This window comes from uncultured Mesonia sp. (assembly GCA_947499595.1).
Classification (GTDB): domain Bacteria; phylum Bacteroidota; class Bacteroidia; order Flavobacteriales; family Flavobacteriaceae; genus Mesonia; species Mesonia sediminis.
In genome coordinates this window covers 60,836-85,726 of the sequence record CANMOY010000001.1, presented here as the reverse complement: position 1 = coordinate 85,726, position 24,891 = coordinate 60,836, and the positions used below count along the sequence as shown (strand labels likewise).

General features: G+C 34.3%; 23 protein-coding genes. 16 read left to right on the top strand and 7 right to left on the bottom strand.

The features are described 5' to 3' along the window. Position 1: 1 nt before the first annotated feature. Both ACH2AZ_RS00380 and ACH2AZ_RS00375 read left to right on the top strand, forming a co-directional pair. Complete coding sequence (locus ACH2AZ_RS00380; RefSeq protein WP_394906132.1) at positions 2 to 286, top strand: DUF2752 domain-containing protein; 285 nt, start codon at positions 2 to 4, stop codon at positions 284 to 286. 43 nt (positions 287 to 329) lie between these two features. Next, the gene (locus ACH2AZ_RS00375) at positions 330 to 677 is read left to right on the top strand and encodes a CCC motif membrane protein (protein ID WP_394906131.1); all 348 of its coding nucleotides are present in this window, start codon (positions 330 to 332) and stop codon (positions 675 to 677) included. A gap of 428 nt (positions 678 to 1,105) precedes the next feature. Here the strand turns inward: ACH2AZ_RS00375 and rpsA are convergent, their stop codons facing one another. Further along, the gene (gene rpsA, locus ACH2AZ_RS00370; protein ID WP_379045382.1) at positions 1,106 to 2,932 is read right to left on the bottom strand and encodes a 30S ribosomal protein S1; all 1,827 of its coding nucleotides are present in this window, start codon (positions 2,930 to 2,932) and stop codon (positions 1,106 to 1,108) included. 209 nt (positions 2,933 to 3,141) lie between these two features. Between rpsA and ACH2AZ_RS00365 the strand changes: the two genes are divergently transcribed. Further along, the gene (locus ACH2AZ_RS00365; protein ID WP_379045044.1) at positions 3,142 to 3,750 is read left to right on the top strand and encodes a DUF6134 family protein; all 609 of its coding nucleotides are present in this window, start codon (positions 3,142 to 3,144) and stop codon (positions 3,748 to 3,750) included. A gap of 56 nt (positions 3,751 to 3,806) precedes the next feature. Here the strand turns inward: ACH2AZ_RS00365 and yaaA are convergent, their stop codons facing one another. The 4 genes from yaaA to ACH2AZ_RS00345 form a co-directional block, all read right to left on the bottom strand. Beyond that, the gene (gene yaaA / locus ACH2AZ_RS00360) at positions 3,807 to 4,568 is read right to left on the bottom strand and encodes a peroxide stress protein YaaA (RefSeq protein WP_394906130.1); all 762 of its coding nucleotides are present in this window, start codon (positions 4,566 to 4,568) and stop codon (positions 3,807 to 3,809) included. 86 nt (positions 4,569 to 4,654) lie between these two features. After that, positions 4,655 to 6,616, bottom strand: a complete 1,962-nt coding sequence (locus ACH2AZ_RS00355; protein ID WP_394906129.1) for a TonB-dependent receptor plug domain-containing protein — start codon at positions 6,614 to 6,616, stop codon at positions 4,655 to 4,657. A 47-nt stretch (positions 6,617 to 6,663) separates the two neighbouring features. Continuing rightward, positions 6,664 to 7,707 carry an RluA family pseudouridine synthase gene (locus ACH2AZ_RS00350; RefSeq protein WP_394906128.1) on the bottom strand — a complete coding sequence of 348 codons (1,044 nt, stop codon included), beginning with the start codon at positions 7,705 to 7,707 and terminating at the stop codon, positions 6,664 to 6,666. Next, entirely contained in the window at positions 7,707 to 8,276 is a 570-nt protein-coding gene (locus ACH2AZ_RS00345) for a PASTA domain-containing protein (RefSeq protein ID WP_394906127.1), read from the bottom strand. Before ACH2AZ_RS00345 ends, ACH2AZ_RS00350 begins: the two co-directional genes overlap by 1 nt. A 69-nt stretch (positions 8,277 to 8,345) precedes the next feature. Here ACH2AZ_RS00345 and ACH2AZ_RS00340 point away from each other — a divergent pair, with 69 nt between their 5' ends. Genes ACH2AZ_RS00340 through ACH2AZ_RS00330 form a run of 3 tightly spaced genes read left to right on the top strand, consistent with a single transcriptional unit; the run spans position 8,346 to position 11,578 of the window. Beyond that, on the top strand, positions 8,346 to 9,326 hold the full coding sequence (locus ACH2AZ_RS00340) for a D-alanine--D-alanine ligase (protein ID WP_394906126.1): 981 nt from the start codon (positions 8,346 to 8,348) through the stop codon (positions 9,324 to 9,326). Between the two features lie 27 nt (positions 9,327 to 9,353). Then, the gene (coaD, locus tag ACH2AZ_RS00335; RefSeq protein WP_379045062.1) at positions 9,354 to 9,812 is read left to right on the top strand and encodes a pantetheine-phosphate adenylyltransferase; all 459 of its coding nucleotides are present in this window, start codon (positions 9,354 to 9,356) and stop codon (positions 9,810 to 9,812) included. Between the two features lie 2 nt (positions 9,813 to 9,814). After that, entirely contained in the window at positions 9,815 to 11,578 is a 1,764-nt protein-coding gene (locus ACH2AZ_RS00330) for a hypothetical protein (protein ID WP_394906125.1), read from the top strand. Here the strand turns inward: ACH2AZ_RS00330 and ACH2AZ_RS00325 are convergent. Then, the gene (locus tag ACH2AZ_RS00325) at positions 11,549 to 12,172 is read right to left on the bottom strand and encodes an NUDIX hydrolase (RefSeq protein ID WP_394906124.1); all 624 of its coding nucleotides are present in this window, start codon (positions 12,170 to 12,172) and stop codon (positions 11,549 to 11,551) included. The two genes, ACH2AZ_RS00330 and ACH2AZ_RS00325, sit on opposite strands and share 30 nt — an antisense overlap. Before the next feature lie 4 nt (positions 12,173 to 12,176). On the opposite strand from ACH2AZ_RS00325, the gene pyrE reads away from it, so the two are divergent. Together pyrE and ACH2AZ_RS00315 are read left to right on the top strand one after the other, a co-directional pair. Continuing rightward, entirely contained in the window at positions 12,177 to 12,824 is a 648-nt protein-coding gene (pyrE, locus tag ACH2AZ_RS00320) for an orotate phosphoribosyltransferase (protein WP_379045071.1), read from the top strand. 4 nt (positions 12,825 to 12,828) lie between these two features. After that, a complete protein-coding gene (locus ACH2AZ_RS00315) occupies positions 12,829 to 13,227 on the top strand; it encodes an SRPBCC family protein (protein ID WP_394906123.1) in 399 nt (132 codons plus the stop codon). Here ACH2AZ_RS00315 and ACH2AZ_RS00310 read toward each other — a convergent pair. Further along, complete coding sequence (locus tag ACH2AZ_RS00310; RefSeq protein WP_394906122.1) at positions 13,224 to 13,955, bottom strand: biotin--[acetyl-CoA-carboxylase] ligase; 732 nt, start codon at positions 13,953 to 13,955, stop codon at positions 13,224 to 13,226. The genes ACH2AZ_RS00315 and ACH2AZ_RS00310 overlap by 4 nt on opposite strands. A gap of 97 nt (positions 13,956 to 14,052) precedes the next feature. Here ACH2AZ_RS00310 and rsfS point away from each other — a divergent pair, with 97 nt between their 5' ends. From rsfS to ACH2AZ_RS00270, 8 genes are all read left to right on the top strand, one after another. After that, positions 14,053 to 14,424: a ribosome silencing factor gene (gene rsfS / locus ACH2AZ_RS00305; RefSeq protein ID WP_379045079.1), complete on the top strand. Its 372-nt coding sequence runs from the start codon at positions 14,053 to 14,055 to the stop codon at positions 14,422 to 14,424. A gap of 19 nt (positions 14,425 to 14,443) precedes the next feature. After that, complete coding sequence (ftsH, locus tag ACH2AZ_RS00300; RefSeq protein ID WP_394906121.1) at positions 14,444 to 16,441, top strand: ATP-dependent zinc metalloprotease FtsH; 1,998 nt, start codon at positions 14,444 to 14,446, stop codon at positions 16,439 to 16,441. A gap of 110 nt (positions 16,442 to 16,551) precedes the next feature. Continuing rightward, entirely contained in the window at positions 16,552 to 17,163 is a 612-nt protein-coding gene (locus tag ACH2AZ_RS00295) for an LUD domain-containing protein (RefSeq protein ID WP_379045085.1), read from the top strand. A gap of 5 nt (positions 17,164 to 17,168) precedes the next feature. After that, positions 17,169 to 17,993 carry a phosphatidate cytidylyltransferase gene (locus ACH2AZ_RS00290; RefSeq protein ID WP_394906120.1) on the top strand — a complete coding sequence of 275 codons (825 nt, stop codon included), beginning with the start codon at positions 17,169 to 17,171 and terminating at the stop codon, positions 17,991 to 17,993. Further along, entirely contained in the window at positions 17,983 to 18,633 is a 651-nt protein-coding gene (locus ACH2AZ_RS00285) for a phosphatidylserine decarboxylase family protein (RefSeq protein ID WP_379045091.1), read from the top strand. The genes ACH2AZ_RS00290 and ACH2AZ_RS00285 overlap by 11 nt, the downstream gene beginning before the upstream one ends. A 6-nt stretch (positions 18,634 to 18,639) precedes the next feature. After that, positions 18,640 to 18,924, top strand: a complete 285-nt coding sequence (locus ACH2AZ_RS00280) for an acyl-CoA-binding protein (RefSeq protein WP_379045094.1) — start codon at positions 18,640 to 18,642, stop codon at positions 18,922 to 18,924. A gap of 97 nt (positions 18,925 to 19,021) precedes the next feature. Next, positions 19,022 to 22,663 (top strand): chemotaxis protein CheB, encoded by a 3,642-nt coding sequence (locus ACH2AZ_RS00275; protein ID WP_394906119.1) that lies wholly within the window; start codon positions 19,022 to 19,024, stop codon positions 22,661 to 22,663. Beyond that, complete coding sequence (locus tag ACH2AZ_RS00270; RefSeq protein ID WP_394906118.1) at positions 22,664 to 24,853, top strand: ATP-binding protein; 2,190 nt, start codon at positions 22,664 to 22,666, stop codon at positions 24,851 to 24,853. It begins immediately after the preceding gene. Positions 24,854 to 24,891 lie beyond the last annotated feature (38 nt).

Below are 24,891 nucleotides of genomic sequence, written 5' to 3'. Positions count from 1 at the left end.
TTTGGAAGATTATCTACTTACTTGTTATACCAAAAAGTTTTTCGCTTTCCCATGTCCAGGTTGCGGCGGTCAGCGGGCTGTATTATTATTAAGTGAAGGCAACCTTAAGGAGAGCTTTTTGATGTATCCTGGTCTTTATCCTTTATTGATTTTTTTACTACTTTTACTTGTAAACAAGATTTACCCTTTTAAAAACTACCATAAATGGATAACACCTTTAGCTTTTCTAACAACGATAACTATCGTTGTTAGCTACGTTTATAAACTTTATCATATATATTTTTAACTTCAATATTTATCAACTAAATACTTAACTCAAATTTTAAAAAATGGAATTAGAAAATCGGAAATTACCCAATGCTACACTATCTTTAATTTTAGGAATATTATCTTTTATAGCCTGCTGCTTTAGTGCAGGATTAGGAGGCGTGATATTATCTGGTGTAGCATTTTATTTAGCGAATAAAGACACACGCTTATACCATCAAAATCCTAATGGATTCGACAACTATGGCCAAGTAAAAACTGCCAAAATTATTGCAATTATCGGATTGGTTATAGGCTTATTAGTTTTAATCTCTAGCATTGCGTTCATCGTTTCTTTAGGCGGAATTAACGAGTACTTTGATTATATTCAAGAAATGCAAATGAAACAATTAGAAATGCAGGGGCAATAACAGCTTCTAACTTTTCATTTTATTACAAACCTTTTTCTGTTTGATTATTTTTTATATTCAGACAGGAAAAGGTTTTTTGCATTATGCCCTACTTCCGTAAAGGTCTTTAGAAGCCATTAGCAGCAAAGTTGACTTAACTAGTAAAATATAATTTAGCGATATATAAGCTAAAGCGCATCAACTCTACTTCCATAAACCCTATAAGTGCATTGTCATTAAAAGCCTAAAAAAAAAAGGTTTAGAATGCTCCCCCATACCTGAATTTAAATAAATTAATAGTCTAATCGAATATTCAAATATGAAAAATTTGAGTTTGGGTAATTCAAGGAATGAATTAAACATATAAAAGTTAAAAAATTTGCTTACAAAAAAGACCCTCAAGCGAAAGCTTGAGGGTCTTAAAATATAAGAACAAAATTTAAGTAAAATTAGTTTTTACCTTCCATTTTATCTTTTAAAGCTTGAAGATCTGCGTTAGCATCACCTATAGTAGGCTTATTCTCTTCTTGAGCTTTTTTAGCTGCTTGTGTAACTATCTTAGCCTCTTCCTCTTTGTGAATAGACATATGAGAAGCCACAACACGCTTAAATTCTTTATTAAATTCGATGATTACAAATTCAGCTTCATCTCCTTTACCTAACTTGGTACCGTCTTCTTTTTCTAAGTGACGAGTAGGAACAAAAGCAGTAATATCTTCATTAAACTCAATAGTAGCTCCTTTGCTTACAACATCTGCAATTGTTGCTGTATGCTTAGTACCTACTGCGAAATCTTGCTCATATTTATCCCAAGGGTTTTCTTCTGTTTGCTTGTGACCTAAGCTCAATTTGCGTCCGTCAACATCAAGTTCAAGAACAACAACATCTAATTTATCACCTACATTACAGAATTCTGATGGATGCTTAATTTTCTTAGTCCAAGAAAGATCTGAGATATAAATAAGACCATCGATACCTTCTTCAAGTTCAACAAATACACCAAAGTTTGTAAAGTTTCTTACAATTCCGGTATGTCTTGAACCAACAGGGTATTTAGTCGTAATGTCTGTCCATGGATCTGGTGTTAATTGCTTAATACCTAGAGACATTTTACGCTCTTCTCTATCTAAAGTTAAAATTTGTGCTTCAACTTCATCGCCTACATTTACAAAATCTTGTGCAGATCTTAAGTGAGTAGACCAAGACATTTCAGAAACGTGGATTAATCCTTCTACACCTTCAGCAACTTCAATAAACGCACCGTAGTCTGCAATAACAACTACTTTACCTTTAACTTTATCACCTACTTTCAAGTCGGCATCAAGTGCCTCCCAAGGGTGCTTGTTCAATTGCTTAAGACCTAATTGGATTCTAGTTTTAGCCTCATCAAAGTCTAAGATTACTACGTTTAATTTCTGATCTAATTCTACAATCTCGTTTGGATGATTGATTCTAGACCAAGACAAATCAGTAATGTGAACTAAACCGTCTACACCACCAAGGTCAACGAACACACCGTAAGAAGTGATGTTTTTAACCACACCTTCTAACACTTGTCCTTTTTCTAATTGACCAATAATTTCTTTTTTCTGCTCTTCGATATCTGCTTCGATAAGCGCTTTATGAGAAACTACTACATTCTTAAATTCGTGGTTAATTTTCACCACTTTAAACTCCATAGTTTTGTTTACGTAAGCATCGTAATCTCTAATTGGCTTCACATCGATTTGCGAACCAGGTAAGAAAGCTTCGATACCAAATACGTCTACAATCATACCACCTTTTGTACGGCATTTTACAAAACCGTTTACAATGGTACCTTCTTCGTGCGCTTTATTTACGCGATCCCAAGCCTTAATTACACGAGCTTTACGGTGAGAAAGAATTAATTGCCCTGTAGCATCTTCACGTACATCAATTAAAACCTCAACTTTATCGCCAACCGCTAAATTAGGATTGTATCTAAATTCATTTAGTGAGATTACACCTTCACTCTTAGCGTTGATATCGATAATAGCATCACGATCGGTGATATTGATTACCGTACCCTCAACAACTTCATCATCAAGTGTATCTACAAAGTTTTCCTCTACAAGTCTCTCAAACTCATCTAACTTACCATCATCAATTGGGTCGATACCCTCTTCATAATTGTGCCAGTTAAACTCCTTTAAAAATTGTTCTGGATTTTGTTGTTGCTCGCTAGGAGCTGGTTGAGAAGAAGCGTCCATCCCGGCTACTTCTTGAATCTCTGGATTGTTTTTTTCTTCAGCCATTGCTGATCTATTCATTTGTATTCTACACACCTTGGAAAATTAAACAGCTGATGCACAGAAGATTGTTTAAAAATAAAAATTAATTCCGCTTGATTTTCCAAATGCTGCCAAACGGATTGCAAAAGTAGCTATTATTTTTTGATAATCAAATACTTATTCTTGTTTTTTTATTATGAGATAACTTTATATTTGTAGAATAACCTAGCCCTATGCATCCTAATAAAAATCACCTATTAATTCTTGTTTTTCTTTTTCTTATATTTCCAATATTAAGCTCAGGGCAAGCCCAAAAATTGGTTTTTGAGCTTGTATATAAAGATAAAAACCTAGGTAAACTTACTGCCCGGCACTACAAAAAAGGCGACACCTTATTTTATATAAGCAATACGAGCATCAAGACAAGAATAATTACTCCCCTTAACGTTGAGTACACTTATTTAGTTAAAAAAGACCTCAACAAACAATTGCTTTTTGCAGAAGTTACTATAGTAGTCAATGGCAAAACTAGAACGCATAGTTTTACCCGTAAAAAAGAAAACGCCTATATTTTTACAGAAAGTAATAAGAGCCATAAAATTAACCGCCCCATAAACTATTCTAGTGTACAACTTCTTTTTGAAGAGCCCGCCGGAGTCAAAGAAATTTATTCTGAAGAACAAGGTAAATTTCTCACTTTGCAACAAGAATCGCGTCACAAATACATTAAATCTTCCAAAAATGATTCAGAATACCATTATGTAAATGGCAACTTGCATAAAGCTGTTTTAGATATAGGAATAATTTCTTTTGAAGTGTTAAAAGCTACCGTTTCAAAATAAAAAGAATTTGGCTTATTCTACAAAATCTGGTGTCCGTAAATTAACCGAAATTTAAGCTATCGAATGAAAACTGGTTCATTTGATTTATCAGTATGCTCTTCGCTGTACTTATAATCCATCCCAGTAAAGCCCAGTAAATCTTCAAATTTACTCACCTGATGGTCAATTAAGTAACGCGCCATAGCACCACGGGCTTTTTTAGCATAAAATGCAATAGTTTTAAGCTTATCTCCTTTAAAATCTTTAAAAATAGGCGTTACTATTTGACTTTTTAATTTGGTTTTATCTACCGCCTTAAAGTACTCATTGCTAGCTAGGTTAACAAAAAGTTCGTTTTCTTGTAACTCTTCATTCAATTGCTTTGTAATTTTGGTTTTCCAAAAAGCATAAAGGTCTTTGTTGCGCTCAATACTCAATTTTGTTCCCATTTCAAGTCGGTAAGGCTGCATCAAATCAAATGGTTTAAGAATTCCATAAAGTCCAGATAAAATACGTAGACTATTTTGCAGGAAATCGGCTTGTTTTTCTTCTATTGTTTCTGCCTCTAATCCAGAATAAACATCACCATCAAACATATAAATCGCCGGTTTAGCATTTTTAGCTGTAGGTTTAGCTTCAAAATCTTGGTTACGGGTGTAATTTAAATCGGCCAATTGGTCGCTGATATTCATTAAATCGGCTAATTCTTTTTTCGAAAAACGAGCCAGCTTTCTATTAATTTGAGCTGCTTCTTCTAGAAATACAGGCTGTGATGATTTTTGTATAGGCCAATCTTGGCTTTCATTCAAAGATTTAGCCGGTGAAATTACTATCTTCATAATTGAATTTTTTCCTAATTTACGATAATGGCTGATTTTAGATTTACAAAGTCAGTAATTTAAAACAATCTTACCATAAATCTAAGTTATAAACTAAAACTAACACCAAATTTGGCCCACCTGCCTGGCAATAAGATATTGCCATAATCAAAGGCGTCTTGGTCTAAAATATTAAAAACATCAAGTAAAAAAGTAAGTTTTTTATACTTGTAAGATATTTTCGTATTCAAAGTAATCACATCGTCGTAAGGCACAAAACCAGTGGCTTCCTCATTGACAAAACGTTGGTAACCCCCGTTGCGTTTTTGATAAAACCCACCTATACTCCATTGCATGTTCTCTAAAGGGCTAATTACCAAATTGGCAGTAAGTTTATGTTTTAGAAAATCAAAAGCATAAGTAGATTCGAAATCTTCATTAGCGTCTGCATTATCTAAGTAGCTATAGCCTACTCTTAGGTTATTTAAAAACTCTGTTTCAAACATCAGAGCCAAATTAAAATCAGTTTCCACCTCTACTCCAAAACTACCTAACTCAGAGATATTCATCGATCTAAACACTTCTTCCCCTGGCGTTAAAGTCCAATCAATTAAATTTTTAGCATCTCGATAAAATACAGCAGCCTGTGCATTAAGGATTTTATTCTTATATGCATAGGTAAGGTCATAAGTTATAGCTTCTTCTGCTCTTAAATTAGGATTGCTTATTTGGGTAGGGCCTTTATAAAAAAGATCGGTAAACGTAGGTAAACGCATCGACTTGTTCACCGAGGCCACTACGTAGTTGCTTCGATTTATCTTATACCCTAAATCTGCTCCTGGGTAAAATTTAGTCACTCCCTCAACATGCAAACTTTTAAGCCCTATATTCAGTGTCAAATCTTTCCAATTGTATTGATGAGCCAATGTTACATCCAGAATATTGCGAGCAAAAAAATGATTGAATTCAGCTTCTTTGGTAGCGGTATAAAATAAATTTTCATCTTCTTTTACAGAAGTTTGTGGTTCACCTAGCACATTACTATTGATGAGTTCCCGCCTCCATTCGCTATGCAAACTCGTTTTACCTATTGCGCTAGTATAATTAACCCCCAAATGAGCCGCCACTACATCGGTTTGGTGTTTATTGTGTTGGGTATACCATGTAGGTGGGTTTTCTCTAAAAAGCTCAAACCTATCATTGCTACGCAGTCCGTATATATTTGCATTTAATTGCAATTTACTTAAGTCTTGACTCCATTTAATTGCTGCAAATTGGGTGGTCACCTCTTCAAATTGATTTGAAAATCGGGGCGTATAAAAATTAAAAGCACCAAATCCTTTATTGGCATACCCTGCCATCCAGTCAAATTGGGTCTTATTTTGTTGATATTTACCGTGATAAAATAGATTTAGACTCTCAAAATCTGTATTTTCCTGGTGTCCATCCCCTTCTTGGTATCCCGCCATAAGATGATGTTCGAACTTATTTCCCGTTTCGAAATAGGTTTTCGCTTGCGCGGATTTAAATCCAAAATCTCCCCCCATAAGTTCTACCTGTAACGGACTTTTATTTAAACCTGTAGTGAAGTTAATGGCACCACTAAAAGCATTATATCCGTAAAGCTTGCCTCCAGCGCCCTTTAAAACCTCAATTTGATCTACCCCAAAAAAAGAAACGGGTAGACTCAGTGTGTTGTGCCCCGTATGCGGATTGGTAACATTTATGCCGTTAAGTAAAACCATGTTCTGATTGAAGGTACCTCCACGAATCGAGATGTCAGTCTGCAAATCTGACATTCCACGTTGTCTAAGATCTAGAGCAGGTAGCAAATCTAGTGTTTCACTTAATGTTTGAACGGGTAAGGATTCTATTTCTGAACGAGTAATTAAGCGCGTAAGCTTACCTTCTTTTTTAAAAGTTCTTCCTAAATGCGTTTTAAGAACAACCTCATTTAAACTAATGGTGTCTTTTTCCTGGGCATAAACGCCATGACCATTACACAAGGCTGTAAGTACAAAAATTAATACAGCAAAATTAAAGGTAAAACTTAATCTATTATTTGTCATAACTTTATTAAAAAAAGCGACAAATTTAAATTATTCCTTGCTAAAAGTTACAATAGTTCCTTCTGATTTTTTGAATAATTTCGCCATCGCGCAACACAATCTTGAATGTCTTGCGGTACTTCAGAATCAAAACTCATCCATTTTTTGGTAACAGGATGCTCAAACCCCAAAGTTTTCGCATGCAAGGCTTGACGTGGTAACACTTTAAAGCAATTATCTACAAACTGTTTATACTTAGTAAAAGAAGTCCCCTTTAATATGCGCTCACCACCATAGCGCTCATCATTAAATAAGGTATGGCCAATATGCTTCATATGCACACGAATTTGATGTGTTCTTCCTGTTTCTAATTGACATTCGACTAAAGTAACATACCCCAATCGTTCTAAAACTCTAAAATGAGTAATCGCTGGTTTTCCCTTTTCGGAATCATCTCCTTCAAAAACCATATTCTGTAAACGATTTTTGGGATGCCTACCTATATTGCCTTCTATCGTTCCTTGATCTTCCTCTACATTACCCCAAACCAAAGCTATATATTTGCGTTCGCTGGTTTTATGAAAAAATTGATTCGATAAATGCGCCATAGCTTGGTCAGTTTTTGCAACAACTAACAGACCGCTAGTATCTTTATCGATGCGATGTACCAAACCTGGTCTTTCACTACTATTATTGGGCAAGTTGTCAAAATGATGCACCAAAGCGTTAATCAAAGTACCCGAATAATTGCCGTGTCCGGGATGAACAACCATCCCCGCAGGCTTATTTACAACTAAAAGCGCCTCATCTTCATACACAATATCTAAAGGGATATTCTCTGGAGTGAGTAAAAATTCATAAGGCGGATGGGATAGCAAAACTTTCACCTCATCGCCTGCTTTAACCTTATAATTTTGTTTGACCGATTCGCCATTGACAAAAACACTGCCATCTCTTGCGGCTTGCTGTATTTTGTTACGAGTAGCATTTTCTATAAAATTCATTAGAAATTTATCCACCCTTAAAGGCTCTTGCCCTTTAGAAGCCGTAAAAGCGTAGTGCTCATACAAATCGTCATTACCATTATCTATTCCTGTAGGCTCTTGTGTCATTATTCCTCGCTATTATAATTTCTACTTCCATCTCCTAAAACCAAATCAATTACAGATGTTTTTGGTAGGCGTTCTCCTGCTTTTACGGCTTTTCCATTGTGTCGCAAGCCAATAACGGCATCTTTTGCTAAATTGGGCTTATAGGTGATTTCTCCTATTTCAAAGCCAATTGATTTCAAAGTAGGAATCACTTGCCTTTTTGTTCTTCCCTCAATCTCGGGAATTTCAATTTTAGCGTAACCCGAAGGGTTAAGGGTAAGGTATATTTTCCTGTTTTCTTTCACATTTTTACCAGGCTTCGGGTTTTGTTCTATAACCGAATATATAGGGTAATCAGGGTTGTAGTTTGCACTGTCAACTACTACATAACGCAAATTATAAGCCTCAAGTTCTTGTTCTACAACTTCCAAAGAGAGCTTTGATAGGTCTGGCACCTCTATACGCTGATCGTGATTAGTGGTACTATCTAACCAACTTAAAGCGGCAAACACAATTATAAAAATCAGCAATAAGGCTATAAGCAACTGGTAAACAAAGAGCTTACTAAATAGGAATCGAAATAATTTCATTATTCTTTTGAATTATTAGGCAAAGATATAAAAACACCCGTATTTTTGTGTTAGTTATAAATTTGGTTTATGAAAAAAAAAATTGCTGTCGCCATGGGCGGTTATTCCAACGAGGCTCAAATTTCTATCAATAGTGGCTCCTTAGTTATAAAACATCTCGATAAAAACCACTATATCCCTTATGCTGTACATATCACAACCAATGCTTGGGAAGTGGTTATGCCCGATGGTGAAAAGTATCCTATCAATAAAAGAGATTTCTCTTTTACCAAGGATGGTGACAAAACACAATTTGATGCGGTTTTTAATATCATTCATGGAACTCCAGGCGAGGATGGCCTTTTTGCAGCCTATTTGCAAACAGTCAATATTCCTCAAACCAGTTGTGATTTTTATCCTGCAGCTCTTAGTTTTAATAAAAGGGACTGTATTAGTGTTTTAAATGCATACCAAATTCCAACCGCAAAAAATTATTTTTATAATGATGGTGATGCTATTGATGAGGAAGAAATAATCAAAAAGGTTGGCTTGCCTTGCTTTATAAAGGCCAATAAAGCGGGAAGTAGTTTTGGAGTTACTAAGGTAAAAGAAAAATCAGAAATTCAATCGGCTATCAACCATGCTTTGAAACAAGACGATGAAGTTATTATTGAAGCCTATTTATCGGGCACAGAAGTTTCGGTAGGAGTGATACAATACCAAGGTGAGATTATAGCCTTACCGGTGACCGAAATCGTAAGTGAAAATGAGTTTTTTGATTATAAGGCCAAATATTTGGGCGAGTCCCAAGAGATTACCCCTGCAAGAATTGGTGATAAAGACACCCAAAAAGTTCAGGAATTGGCTATTAAAGTCTACAAGAAACTTAAATTAAAAGGCTTAAGTAGAGCCGAATTTATATTCCACCAGGGCGAACCTCATTTTATTGAAGTAAACACCTGCCCAGGATTGAGCGAAGCTAGTATTCTTCCCCAACAAATTAAAGCAGCCAATTTAAGCTTGAAAGAAGTATTTGGAGCTTGTATAGAAAGGGCCATTAGCAATCGATAATTTTTTTGTAACTTTAAACTAAAAAATATGCGTAGAGCAGTATTTCCAGGGTCGTTTGACCCTATAACTCTTGGACATTACGATATAATAGAACGCGGTCTTACACTTTTTGACGAAATCATCTTGGCTATTGGCGTAAATGCCGAAAAAAAATACATGTTCAGTCTAGATGAGCGTATAGAATTTCTAAATAAAACCTTCGAGCACGAGAAAAAAATCAAGGTAATGCCCTACAAAGGTTTAACAATCGATTTTTGCAAAGCACAAAATGCAGATTTTATTTTAAGAGGCTTAAGAAATCCGGCCGATTTTGAATTTGAAAAAGCAATAGCACACACCAATAGAAAATTATCTAGCATAGAAACTTTATTTCTACTTACATCAAGTGGAAAAAGCTACATCTCTTCTTCTATAGTTAGAGATGTCATTCGAAATAATGGAGATTATACCGTTTTAGTGCCTAATGCCGTGCGAATAAACAAATAGCAATGAAAAGCAAAAATACTTTTTATTTAATCTTCCTAGTATTTGGGCTATCGAGCTTAATTAGTTGTGATTTCTCAAAATATATCAAAGCAGAAGAAAAGTTTGATTTCGAAACAACTTTCGAAAAATCAAATGGCTCAAAAACAGCCACCTACCAAGAAGTAATCACTTTTTATCAAAATCTCGCGCAACAATTTCCTTCGGTTTCCATACGCGAAATGGGTTTTACCGATAGTGGTAAACCTTTGAATTTAGTTGTTTTTAACCCTACTGCCGTATTTACTCCCAAAGCTTTTCAAGAAAAATTAGTAATGCTTGTTAACAACGGCATTCACCCGGGCGAGACAGACGGAATTGACGCCAGCATGATGTTTTTTAGAGATCTTGCGCAAAATAAGATTGATTCTCCTAAAAATACGATAATTGCCACCATACCAATTTACAATGTGGGAGGCGCATTAAACAGAAATAAATACAGCCGAACAAACCAAAATGGGCCTGAGGCTTATGGCTTTAGAGGAAACGCCAAAAATTATGATTTAAACAGAGATTTCATCAAAGCCGACAGTCAAAACGCCATGGGTTTTACAAAAATATTTCACTATTTGAAACCGGCTGTTTTTTTAGATAATCACGTAACTAACGGCGCAAATTACCAATACACGCTAACGCATTTGATTACGCAAGAACAAAAATTAGACGGACCCTTAGGCACATTTCTAGCAGATGAATTTCAAAAAGAAATAAAGAAAAGATTACTTTTAAAAAATTGGGAGGTAACCCCTTATGTAAATGTATTTGGAAAAAGCCCAGAACAAGGTTTTGATCAATTTCTTGACCTGCCCAGGTATTCGGTAGGTTATGCTAGCCTATTCAACACTTTAGGAATAACTGTAGAAACTCATATGCTTAAAGATTACAAAAAAAGGGTTAGCGCTACTTATGATTATATGCTATCTTGCCTAGAAATAAGCGAGGATTATCATCAACAAATAAAGGAATTAAAAGCAAGGAATACTGCATTTCATCAAAATAAAAAATGGCATAAAACCAATTTTAAATTAGATAAATCAAATTCTTCAACTTTATCATTTAAAGGATTTAAAAGTTATATCCAAAAAAGTGAGGTAACAGGGTTAGATCAATTGTACTATGATGATTCTCAGCCTTACACGGAAGAAATACCATTTTATAACCATTACATCGCTAAAGACAGTATACGCGTGCCCAAAGCTTATTTAATCCCTCAAGCTTGGCAAGGTGTAATTGCAAGACTTAAAGCGAATGAAATAATTCTTGAACCTGCCCAAAAAGACACTCTATTGGAAGTAACAGCATACAGAGTAAAAGACTTTAAAACACTCAGCAAGCCATTTGAAGGGCATTATTTGCATTACGAAACAAAAATCCAAAAAGAAAAAATTTTAAAGCAAGTAAGAAAAGGAGATATTTGGGTACCTGCAAGACAACCTGGTATAAATTATATTTTAGAAACTTTAGAGCCAACGGCTCCAGATTCATTTTTCAATTGGAATTTCTTTGATAGTGTCTTACAGCAAAAAGAACATTTCTCTCCTTATGTTTTTGATCAAACAGCAGCTGAACTACTTAGAGAGATTCCCGATTTAAAAAGAGCCTTTGAAGCAAAAAAAGCGACTGACCCCAACTTTAAGGCAAATGCATACCAGCAATTAGATTGGCTGCATAAGCAATCTAAACACTATGAGAAAGCTCACTTACTTTACCCTATTTTCCGGTTGGAATAAATTCTTTTTTTGATTGAGTAATTCAACAATATTGGCATAAGATTTTTGTAATGCTTTTTGTGTTTTCTCAGCATTTTTCCACTTCACCTTAGTAATACCTTCATTTAATTGAGGATACAAAGGTCCCTGATAATCGGTACTCATCTTATACCAAAAGGTTTCTTTTAACTTATAAGTGCCATTTCGCTTTAAAATATGATAAGTTTTGGTAAGAAAATGATCTATTTTTAAGCCTTCAACCATTGTTTCCTCCTCAACCTCCCTCAGGGCTGTCAATTCTATAGTCTCATTTTTTTCGGCTTTCCCCTTGGGCAAATCCCATTTTTTATTTCTGTAAATAAATAGAATCTCCTGTTTAGGATTGGTCACCACTCCCCCACCAGCTTTAATCGTCTTTAGCTTCTTTTTAAAGTAGTTTAATGCTTTCTTATCGCTTTTATGATAAAGATTCACATATTTTAGTTCGCCTTTGCCTACTTTTTTAATAATACGTTTTATCTTAGCGGCTTGAATTGGAATAGAAGTATAGGGAGATTCCATTTCTGGATTTGCCGACAGCAAAATAGGATGATCATTTACAAATATTTTATACATCGTTATGATTTTAGATAAAGACACGGCCAAAAAAACAGCCGAATTACTTTTACAAATAAAAGCAATTAAATTAGAACCACAAGAACCTTTTACGTGGGCAAGCGGATGGAAATCGCCGATTTATTGCGATAACCGGATAATTTTGTCTTATCCTCCCATCCGTAATTACGTAAGAGAAAATATAGCCAAACAATTAGAGCAGCACTACGGCTTACCAGACGTTATCGCAGGTGTTGCTACCGGAGCGATTGGCATTGGCATGCTAGTAGCAGAATACCTAGGTCTACCTTTTGTTTATGTTAGACCAGAAGCAAAAAAACATGGAAGACAAAACCAAATTGAAGGTCATTTAGATAAAGGCGCAAAAGTTGTTGTTATTGAAGACCTAATCAGTACAGGAAAGAGCAGCTTAAATGCTGTTAAAGCTTTAGAAAAAGGTGGCGCAACTATTAAGGGTATGTTCGCTATTTTCAGTTACGGATTTGATATCGCTCAACAAAACTTCCTAGATAAAAACCTTGATGTGCACGTATTAAGCAATTATGAAAACCTAATTCAGCAAGCCTACGACACCAAGTATTTAAACGATAAAGAATTAGAAACTCTAAAAAATTGGCGCACCAACCCCGCAGAGTGGAACCCAAATAAATAAAATCATGCAACTAGAAACAGATAAAGTACACGTAAATAAAAGCCAGGAAGAGCTATTTCAATTTTTACTTAAAGTGGATAATTTTGAAAAAATCATGCCATCTTCTATTCAAAAATTTGAAACCACTGGAGATGATAGTTTTCTTTTTCAGTTAAAAGGAATGCCAGAAATCAAATTACTGATTAAAGAAAAGCAAGCCTATGATAAAATTACGCTAGGAGCAAAAAGTGAAAAACTACCTTTTTCATTGATTGCCTTAATCGAGGAAGATAGTCAAGCCGAAAATAAAAGCTATGTACAGCTTCAATTTGAAGGTAATTTTAACCCCATGATGAGTATGATGATAAAATCACCACTTAAAAACTTTATTAATACACTTGCCGAAAATTTAAGCAAACTCTAATAAAGCAATTTTACCTCTTTCAGGTTAAACTCACGAATTTTGGCGTCCTCTAAAAGTACTTGTAAAAGGCCTTCTGGAGAGACGCTTTTTATTATACCTGAAATCTTTTCTCCATTCGGAAATTCAAAAACAGCAACCTCATTTCTTTTAAACAGGGTTTGGTGATATTTTGCCCTTAAAAAATCAAATGATTCATTTAAAAATTTTTCCATTTCATTTTTTAGATGGTTCGCCAATTTCGTTTCTAAAACATCTAGATCAAATAGTTTATTTTTAAGCAAACACAATGAGCTAGCTTGAGGTAAATCTCCAAAATCAGATTGATTTACATTCACCCCCACACCTATCACACTTCCTTTAATTTGTTTACCTACAATAATATTTTCAATTAAAATTCCCGAAATTTTTTTACTATCTGCCAAAATGTCGTTTGGCCATTTTATCTTCCAGTTAGCATCAACTTCCTCCTGTAAAACCGAATGAATAGCTATTGCTGCAAGCATACTTATTTTAAAACTATCTTTAATCGGTAAATTCAAATTGGGCATTAATAGACTAAATGCTAGGTTTTTATGAGCAATAGATTCCCATTTTGCGCCTAGTTGCCCTCTTCCTTGCGTCTGATTTCGACAACTTACCAAAACAGGTTCGTCTTGTTTGTAGGATCGATAAAATTCTTTAAGATAAGTATTGGTTGAGGGGGTGGTATGAACTTTGATTATGTGCATATCTAAAATAAAGCACTAAAGTAAATATAACTTTTTGTTAACTGTGCTAAAAGAGCATTAAAAGTTATAACTTTGCCAAAATTTGAAAATTAATTGAATGACAAAAGATAACAGCAACACAGACTTATTACTTACCCACATAATTAAGGGGATTGAGGACGTTAAAGGCAATGATATTGTTTTAATGGATTTGAGAGAAATAGAAAATACAGTTTGTGATTACTTTGTAATTTGCAGTGGTAACTCAAACACCCAGGTCAATGCGATAGTAAATTCTATACAAAAGGTAGTTAGTAAAAGTTTGAAAGATAAACCTTGGCATATTGAAGGAACAGACAACGCAGAATGGGTTTTAATGGATTATGTGGATATTGTCGTTCACGTTTTCCAGAAACAAACCAGAGAGTTTTATGACATAGAGAGTCTTTGGGGCGATGCTAAAACTACTGCAATTGAGACCAATTATTAAAATATTAGTACAATAAATAATGGCTAAACAACAACAGCAAAAAAATCAGCCAAAAGGCAAAAAACCAAAATTTAATTCTTATTGGATTTATATCGGTATCATTCTTATATTTCTGGGTATTAACTTTTTTAGCGGAGGAGGCTTTAATGAACCCGAAAAAATAAGTCCGGCTAAATTTGAAGAAATCCTTAAGAATGGAAACATCAAGAAATTGGTGGTTATACGGAATGTTCAAAAAGCAAATGTATACCTTACACCCGAGGCAGAAGAATCGCTAGCAAAAAAAGGTAAAGAAAATCCTGGTGTTTTGGCGGTAGGGGAAACTCCTCATTACACGGTTAATTTTGGAAGTCTTGAAAAGTTTCAGGAGGATATTGAAAGAATTGAAAAAGAATATGATGTCAAAGCAAATATTTCTTTTGAAACCGAAAGCAATATTTGGGGGGAGTTATTATGGACACTCCTGCCCTTTATTCTTATCATCGGGTTGTGGATTTTTATAATGAGACGAATGAGCGGCGGTGGAGCCGGTGGCCCTGGTGGTCAGATTTTCAACATCGGTAAATCTAAGGCAAAATTATTTGACCAAAATACAGACGTAAAAGTGTCCTTTAAAGATGTAGCTGGTCTAGAAGGGGCGAAAGAAGAGGTTCAAGAGATCGTTGACTTTCTAAAACAGCCAGAGAAATATACATCATTAGGAGGTAAGATACCTAAGGGGGCACTTTTAGTTGGTCCTCCAGGAACAGGTAAAACCTTATTGGCTAAGGCGGTAGCAGGAGAAGCCAAAGTGCCGTTTTATTCGTTATCAGGATCTGATTTTGTAGAAATGTTTGTAGGGGTTGGAGCTTCACGTGTCCGTGACTTATTTAAACAGGCAAAAGAAAAATCACCTTCTATTATTTTTATAGACGAAATCGATGCAATTGGTAGAGCAAGAGGTAAAAACAACTTCTCTGGTTCTAATGACGAAAGAGAAAACACCCTGAACCAGTTACTTACCGAAATGGATGGTTTTGGCACCAATACCAATGTCATTGTTTTGGCCGCCACCAACCGCGCAGATGTTCTTGACAAAGCTCTTATGCGAGCTGGTCGTTTTGATAGACAAATCTACGTAGATCTACCCGACTTAAGAGAGCGTAAAGAAATTTTCGAAGTACATCTTAGACCATTAAAACGTCTAGATGATGAACTAGATATTGAATTCCTAGCCAAACAAACACCAGGCTTCTCTGGAGCAGATATTGCCAACGTTTGTAATGAAGCTGCGCTTATTGCTGCTAGAAAAGGAAAAAAAGCGGTAGGTAAGCAAGATTTCTTAGATGCTGTAGATCGAATAGTAGGAGGACTTGAGAAAAAGAATAAAATTATTACACCAGAAGAGAAAAAGACTATCGCTTATCATGAAGCTGGACACGCTACAGTAAGTTGGATGTTGGAACATGCAGCTCCTTTGGTTAAAGTTACCATTGTTCCTAGAGGCCAATCTCTTGGAGCGGCTTGGTATCTTCCCGAAGAACGCTTAATTGTAAGACCAGAACAAATGCTTGATGAAATGTGTGCCACTATGGGTGGTCGCGCAGCTGAGAAAGTAATATTTAATAAAATTTCTACCGGAGCTTTAAGCGACCTTGAAAAAGTGACCAAACAAGCTAAAGCAATGGTTACCGTATACGGTTTAAATGAGAAAATTGGCAACCTAACCTATTACGATTCGAGTGGACAGTCAGAATATACTTTCACAAAGCCTTATAGTGAAAAAACTTCAGAATTAATAGATAAAGAAATCTCTAATATTATTGAGGTGCAATACCAAAGAGCTATTGACTTGCTAGAGCAGCATAAAGAAAAATTAAGTGAACTAGCCGAAATACTATTAGAAAAAGAAGTGATTTTTAAAGATGATTTAGAGAAAATTTTTGGAGAGAGACCATTTGCAAAAAAAGACAGTAAAGTGGTTGAAAAACCCTCTGAAGAATTTTATGAAGAGCAAAAAGGTGACTCTACTAACTAAATAGCAGATTTTATACTCATCTAGACACAAAAAAGCTTGATTTATCACTTGTATAAATCAAGTTTTTTTATCTTTGAACGAGATGCTATTAAACGTTTGTTAACACGTATATGAACTTATTTCGTAAATTTATTGGTTATGTCACTTCTGCCAAAACAGAAGAGGAACAAAATCATAACAAAAACCAAAGCAAATTCATGCCGGAGGAAGAACTTCCTACCGACGAAAGTTTTATGATTAAGTTTAAAGAAAATGGCGGAAAGTTTCTTTATTGCACAGATGAGAAAGAGATGAAAGAAACTTTCGGATTAATTTTAAAAGAGAATAATTGGCATGAAGAAGAGGTTATTTGCTTTGACCAAGAGCTCCAAAACAAATTAATACATTTTAATTTAAACTTTACAGATCAAAAAGAAGCCACTTTTTTTATTTCGGGATGTGAATATTTAATTGGTAATACTGGCGCCTTACTTATATCTTCAAACCAAATTAAAGAAAAGAAACTTGCAGACCTACCCAATAACTTCATCATTATTGCACGCACCAGTCAATTGATTAATAGTATTGGTGAAGGCTTATCTGGCATAAAAAATAAAAGTAAAAACCGAATTCCTACCAATATTACCACTATTAAAACCTTTGGTGAAGATCAAGAAAACGATTTCTTGAATTATGGTAGTACATCTAAAAACCTATATTTGCTGCTTGTAGAAGATTTGTAAATCGCATGAAAGAAACCCTCACCCGCGCCTTGTCTGGTGCTTTGTATGTTATACTTTTATTGGTAGTTCTATGGCTACCTAACCCCTACCTCTTTAAAGGATTGTTTTTCATTTTTGGGTTATTTGGCGTATATGAATTGCAAAAACTACTAGGATTAAAAAGCTATTTATCCTACCTTATTTTTGTTATATTTTACTTGTTTTTCTCGGTTCTAGATAGTGATGAATATTTATCTAGCAGCACACTTATACTCAACACCTTGTTGGTGCTCACCCTACTTATTAAATCACTATTATTAAGAGATTTAGTTATTGTGAGCAGAATACCACTTTTTGAGGAAAAAAAATACCTAGTGGTTATTTTTTACCTAATCTCATCGTTTATTTTTATTACTCGTATTCCTTTTTTTAACGGTGATTATGAACCTTTACTGCTTCTTGGAATTTTTATAATGATTTGGACCAACGACACATTTGCTTATTTAGTTGGTAAAAGCATAGGTAAACGCAAATTATTTGAACGCATTTCGCCTAAAAAAACAGTTGAAGGTTTCCTTGGCGGATTTATTTTTACGCTTATTGCAGCTATTATTCTAGCCAATTATTTACCACTTCTAACTTTAGCACAATGGATGATTTTAGGTGCCCTATCTTCAATATTCGGGACTTGGGGAGATTTGATTCAATCAAAACTAAAGCGGCAAGCTGGTGTTAAAGATAGTGGAAATTTAATGCCGGGCCACGGCGGCATTTTAGATCGTTTGGATAGTATACTTTATACTGCTACATTTGCATATACCTATTTATATTTTATAAAATATGTTTCATAAAGAAGGTTTTAAGATTCTGGGCGTAAGCGCTGCACTATTTTTAGCGATTAATATCGCGAGCTTGACACTCCTCTCAACCACGTGGATAAAATTGCTTATTTTTATCGTATCGCTGTTTTTTTTCATTCTAATCGCTCAGTTTTTTAGAAACCCAAAAAGAAACACCGCCATAGATAACAGTACGGTTGTTTCTCCCGTAGATGGCAAAGTAGTAGTAATTGAAGAAGTTTACGAAAAAGAATATTTTAAAGAAAAAAGAGTTCAGGTTTCGGTATTTATGTCGCCTATTAACGTTCACGTGACCCGTTACCCTATAGGCGGAGAGGTAGTGTTTAGTAAATACCATCCGGGAAAGTTTCTTGTTGCTTGGCATCCAAAATCTTCAGAAGAAAATGAAAGAACCACCGTAGTGGTAAAAAATCAAAGTATAGGGGAAGTTTTATATAGACAAATAGCAGGCGCACTTGCAAAACGAATTGTAAATTATGCTAAAGAAGGAGATACAGCGAAACAAGGAAGCGATAGCGGATTTATAAAGTTTGGCTCACGAGTTGATTTATTTTTACCCTTGGGAACACCTATACATGTAGAATTAAACGAAAAGGTACGCGGAGGAGAATCTATAATAGCTAAAATTTAACTGGATATGACCCAGAAAATGTCTCAAGAAGAGCTAGACAAGTCTTTCAAGGAAGCTTACAATAAAGCTCGAAAAACTAAGTTGCGCTTCCCTCCCGACTTGATGCTAGAGTTTTATGCCTATTATAAAAAAGCCACCAGTGGTAGTAAGCGTTTTAACCATAAAGATGAGCATCAAGAAAAATTGATTACTGCATTCAAAATGAACGCTCTCTTTCAGGTTGAAAATTTAGAACCCAACCAAGCTAAACTAAAGTATATTGAAATGGTGAATAAGTATATTCCCCATTAAAAAATTAGTTCCTAAATTTAATAGGTTAAATAAATACAGAAAAGATGCTCAGAACAAAATAATTCGTATTTTGTGAGTTATAAAATGCCTGTATTTGATGGAATCAACTTTTACAAGTTATGCCGAGCCTTTTAAGCCGCAAATTATAGCTATAGGAGCCAGTGCCGGTGGTCTCGAAACGCTACAAAGTTTCTTTAGAAATCTTCCGAAATCTGATATAAACGCCTATGTAATAATTCAGCATCTCTCCCCCAATTTTGAAAGTATGATGGCAGAGTTGCTAGAAAAATTCACCCATCTTACAATAAAAAAAATTGAAGATAAAGAGTGTATAAAGCCAAAACATATTTACCTCATCCCTCCACAATATAATGCCGAAATTATAGACGGATGTTTTAAACTTATGGCTAAGCCAAAGGGCAACACAATGAATTTCCCTATAGATATTTTATTTAATTCGCTGGCTAAATACAAAAAAGAAAAAGCTATTGGAATTATTCTTAGTGGTACAGGAAGTGACGGCACACGTGGTCTTAAAACTATAAAAGAGTGTGAAGGATTAATTATGGTTCAAGATCCTGAAGAAGCTAAATTCGATGGCATGCCCAGAAGTGCCATAAAAACTGGTTTAGCTGATTTTATTCTACCAGTAGACCAAATGGGGAAAGAACTTAAGCATTTCATAAAAAACAGTTTTGCTAACCCTCTAATGAAATATCAAGAAATTGAATATGACAGGGAAGCTATAAAAAAAATTCTACATTTGGTAGATCAAAAAACAAATTTAGATTTTTCTAATTATAAGTATGCTACGCTTTCCAGAAGGCTAATTAGAAGGTTTCAAGTTTGCAAATGCAACACATTTCAAGAATACCAAGATTATGTAGAAGAAAACAAAGCTGAACTACATCTACTCGCTAAAGAGTTTTTAATTGGTGTCACGCAATTTTTTAGAGACGAAGAAGTGTGGATAAAATTGCAAGATGAAATTATACCACAGGTGGTGGCAAAAATCAAACCTAATGAGACACTAAAAATTTGGGACATAGCTTGCAGTACTGGCGAAGAAGCCTATTCCATTGCTATATTAGTAAACGAGGAGATTGAGCACCAAGAAAAAGATGTCAAAGTTAAAATTTTCGCTACAGATGTATCTCAGGAATTTTTAAATATTGCTAGTACAGGTGTTTATCCCGAAAGCATTGCCGCCGGAATTGACCCTTATTTATTGAATAAATATTTTACGCATACACATCAAGGTTATAGAGTGATTGAAAAAATTAGAAATCACATAATTTTCTCTCAACATAATCTTTTAAAAAATCCCCCTTTCGGGCAAATGGAAATGGTTTTTTGTAGAAATTTACTTATCTATTTCCAGAATAAAATACAAAATCAAAGTCTAGATATTATTCATTATTGTTTAAATAAAGAGGGTTTTTTAATCTTAGGCACAAGTGAAACCCTTCACTCTCATAATGAATACTTTAAATATGTTGACCGGAAATTAAGAATTTTTCAAAATCAAAATCCAACAGGAAGATTACAAAACACCCCTGAACTTAGGAACAATACTCAAAAAATGATTAAAACCACACCTAAAAGTGATACTTCTATAATTCAGCATTCAACACGTAATAAAACTAAAAATAATTTACAGTTTTTAGATCTTTTCAATGAGTTGATTTTAGAACAATTCAACTCAGCTGCCGTATATATCGATGAAGAATTTACTATCCTACAAGGCATTGGAGATTTTAAGAGATATGCTCAATTACCCAAAAAAGGATTTAGCGTCAACCTATTAGATATGTTGAATAATAGTCTTAAAAAATTAATAAAATCTGGGGTATACAGAGCTAGAAAGACAGGAGAAAAGCAGCTATTTTCGCAATTGAAAGTAGGAGATTTAACCGAGGATAAAACGGTGAAATTAATCATTAAACCTATAGAAAATCTAGAAAGAAACTCCTCTACTCATTTTATTATCTGCTTTGCTGAAGAAGAATTTGATAAAAATCAAAAGGCTACTAGAATTGAAGTCAGCAACCAAACTATCGAACAAGAATATATAAAGCAGTTAGAGGAAGAATTAAAAGATGTAAAACTTGAGCTTCAAACATCTTTATCTAATTTAGAGACTAGTAATGAAGAGCTTCAAGCCGCGAACGAAGAACTATTGGCTTCTAATGAGGAACTGCAAAGTACCAATGAAGAATTGCAAAGCGTTAACGAGGAAATTAATACTGTAAATGCAGAAAATTTACAAAAGGTTGATGATCTCGAGCAATTAAATTCAGATATGAACAATTTACTAGAAAGCACCAATATAGGTACCATTTTTTTAGACAAAGAGTTATGTATCCGTAAATTCACACCTGCAATTAATAAACATTTTAATTTTATAGAAGGTGATATTGGACGTCCTATTCATCATTTTACTGGTGCTTTTAACAAACGATTCAAAAATAAAATTGTAGAAAAGTGTAAACACGTGTTGAAAAACGGTGGTGTAATCGAGAAAAAAATATTAACACAAGATGGGACAAATTATCTACAACGGGTTTCTCCATTCTTTGATTCTAATGGTAATAAAAGTGGTGTAGTAATTACTTATATTAACATAGAGTCTTTAGAAGAAGCTAAACGCAAACTAATGCTTAGCGAAAAAAGATTTAAATCATTTTACGAAGAAGACCCGGTAATGCATTTTAGTGTAGACCCAATTACATCAAAAATAATTCATTGTAATCAAGAAGCTGCAGAAACCTTAGAATATGCTAGTAAGGAAGAATTAAAAAACATCAATTTCTTTAATCTTTACAAGAATAAGCAACAACTCAAGGCGCTTAAGTTTGAAAAACTATTTAAAGAAGAAAGCCAGCTTAAAAATGTTGAGCTTGAAATATGTTCAAAAACAGGGAAAACCATCCCAATAATGCTTAATTTCACGGTAGAATATGATGAATTCGATAAGCCTATTCTTAACCGATTTACTTGTATAGATATAACCGAACTTAAAAAAACACAAAAAGCCTTAAGCAAACAAAAGAAAAACCTAGAACGTACAAATAAAGATTTAGAGCAATTTGTGTCTATTTGCTCACATGACTTACAAGAGCCTTTAGCCACAATTAAGTTTGCTAGCGATGTTATAAACAAAGTGTACGCTAAAGAATTAGATGAAAAAGCAAAAACCTATATTACCTATATCGATCAAGCTTGCGACCGACTTTCAGAGCAAATCAAAGCATTGTTAGAACATTCTCGAATTGGTAGAGATTCTGAAAAAAAACTTATAGATACCCAAGAATTGGTCGAAGTAGTAAAGTATGATCTTGGTAAACGCATTAAAGAAACAAATGCCAAAGTATTTGTTGGTGACTTACCAAAAATTCGTGGCTACGAAGTTGAATTACGCCTACTTTTTCAAAACTTGTTAAGCAATGCTATTAAATATAAAGATAAAAATCGTCACCCAGAAATTAGAATTTCTTCTTATCAAGATGGTAAATACCACGTCTTTTCAATTACAGATAATGGAATTGGAATACCTAAAGAAAATCAAAAACAAATTTTTGATATTTTCAATCGGGTACCTACAGAAGAAAAATACGAAGGAACGGGCGTTGGATTAGCACACGTAGAAAAAATTATTAGCTTGCATAAAGGTAGTATTTGGGTAGATTCTCAACCAGGTGCAGGAAGTACATTTTATTTTAAATTGAAAGAAAAGTAATTGAAAAAGGACAAAGACATTATTTTATCCAATTGTGATCGTGAGCCTATACATTTAATCAATCACATTCAACCCTTTGGTACGCTGTTAGTTCTAGATAAAGAATCCTTAAAGGTAATTCAATGCGCAAAAAATGCATCGGAATACTTAGCCTTTACGGAATCATTTATCGGTAAAAAAATTAGCTTCTTAATAGGAAAAGAACTAGAGCAACGCATTGCAAATTTTGAGCTTGGTAGTAAAAATCGTCTTGAATTTAATGGAAAAATTAATGCTGACAAATTTTCTTTTGTTGCTTATAAAACCAAACAAGGCATTTTACTTATGGTAGAACGATTTACAATTTCAAACCCTATTAAACTTCAAGATCAATTAACTACCATAACAGAAGCTTTGCGTTCTTCAGATTCTGCACTTGAAGCATGCCAAAATGCGGCAAACATTGTCAGTAAAATATTTAATTACGATCGTGTATTAGTGTACCGCTTTGATAAAGATTGGAATGGTGAAGTCATAGCTGAATGCAAACAAAAAAACCAAACAAGCTGGCTAGGATTACATTATCCTGCCACCGATATTCCTCAACCAGCAAGGGCTTTATTTTTAAAACAAAAAATACGCATAATTGCAGATGTAGACTATCAGCCCATTGCCATTACGCCCCAATTAAACCCTACAGATCAAAAAATAGTAGATCTCAGTAATTCAGAACTCAGAGGGGTTTCTCCAGTACATCTACAATACTTAAAAAATATGGGGGTAAAAGCCTCGCTTACTACCTCTATAATTATCGAAGGAAAATTATGGGGACTTATAACTTGTCATCACAATGCTGCTAAAACCATAAACCGCACACAAAGACAATTGTGCAGTATATTGGTAGAAATATTTACGAATAAAATTAATAGCCTCAATTACAAATCCGCTATAAAGGCCAACCAAGAAAGAATTAAAATTGTAGAGCAGTTAAAGTTTCAAATAGACCAGGAAAAAGATTGGTCAAATGCTTTTTTGAGTCAAGCTGATAATTTGTTAGATCTATTCAATGCCCAAGCTCTAATCATTCTGCAAAAAAATAGAACTCACATCATTGGTGAAAAAATCAATAAAGATTTTCAAATTAGAATTTCACAATTTTTAAAGCATCAAAAATCGGGTAGATTGGTTTCTTCTAAATTGAGTTTAGATTATCCAAAATATTTTACAGCGGCTGATTCTTGGGCTGGACTTTTATCATTAAAATTGAATGGGGAGCAAAATAATACCATCGTTTGGCTTCGAAAAGAAAAAATACAGCAAGTCAACTGGGGTGGTAAACCCAAGAAACCCGAAAAAATTATTGATGGTATTGCTTATTTAAATCCTAGAACTTCTTTTGCAAAATGGTCAAAACAAGTTGAAGGTCATAGCGAAGAATGGGATGAAGAGGATTTGAAATCAATCAAAATCATCAAAGAGCTATTGCAAAATCATTTGCTTCAACAGCAGCAAAATAAAATTAAAACGCTCAATAAAAGGTTAAAGCAAAACAATAAGGATCTCAAAGCTTTTAGTTATAGCGTCTCTCACGATTTGCGTTCCCCTCTAAGGGGCATTGAAGGGTTTACTAATATGCTTTTAGAAAAACCAGGAATTGATGCGTCTACAGAGCAAATCGGTAATAAAATACTACATTCTGTTAATTCGATGAACAATCTCATCGATGGCATTTTGAAATTGGCCACGCTCAACCTGAAAGAAATCAAAAGGCAAAACATCAAGGTACGCGATTTAGTGCTGGGTTACCTAGAAGAGATCAATTTCTCAAATCAAGAAGGTATCCTTATTCAGATTGAAGAGGAAATTCCAGACCTTACTGGAGATTTCATTTTAATTAAACAAGTCTTTACCAATTTAATTGATAATGCGTTAAAATATACGCAGCATAACAAAGTTGCGAAAATAGTTATTGGTTATTCACCACAAAAAAACGCTTACTTCGTAAAAGACAATGGTATTGGGATTCAACCTTCAGCGCAAAAGAAAATTTTTAAATTATTTCAACGATCTAGTGCGGCGCGTAAAAATTTTGAAGGGGAAGGAATTGGTTTAGCGCTTGTAAAGAAAATAGTAAAAAAGCATAACGGCAAAATTTTCATCGATTCTGAGGTAGATAAGTATAGCATTTTTTATATACAACTACCAAGCTAGCTAATATTACTTTATATTTGTTTATAATTTGTTTTTAA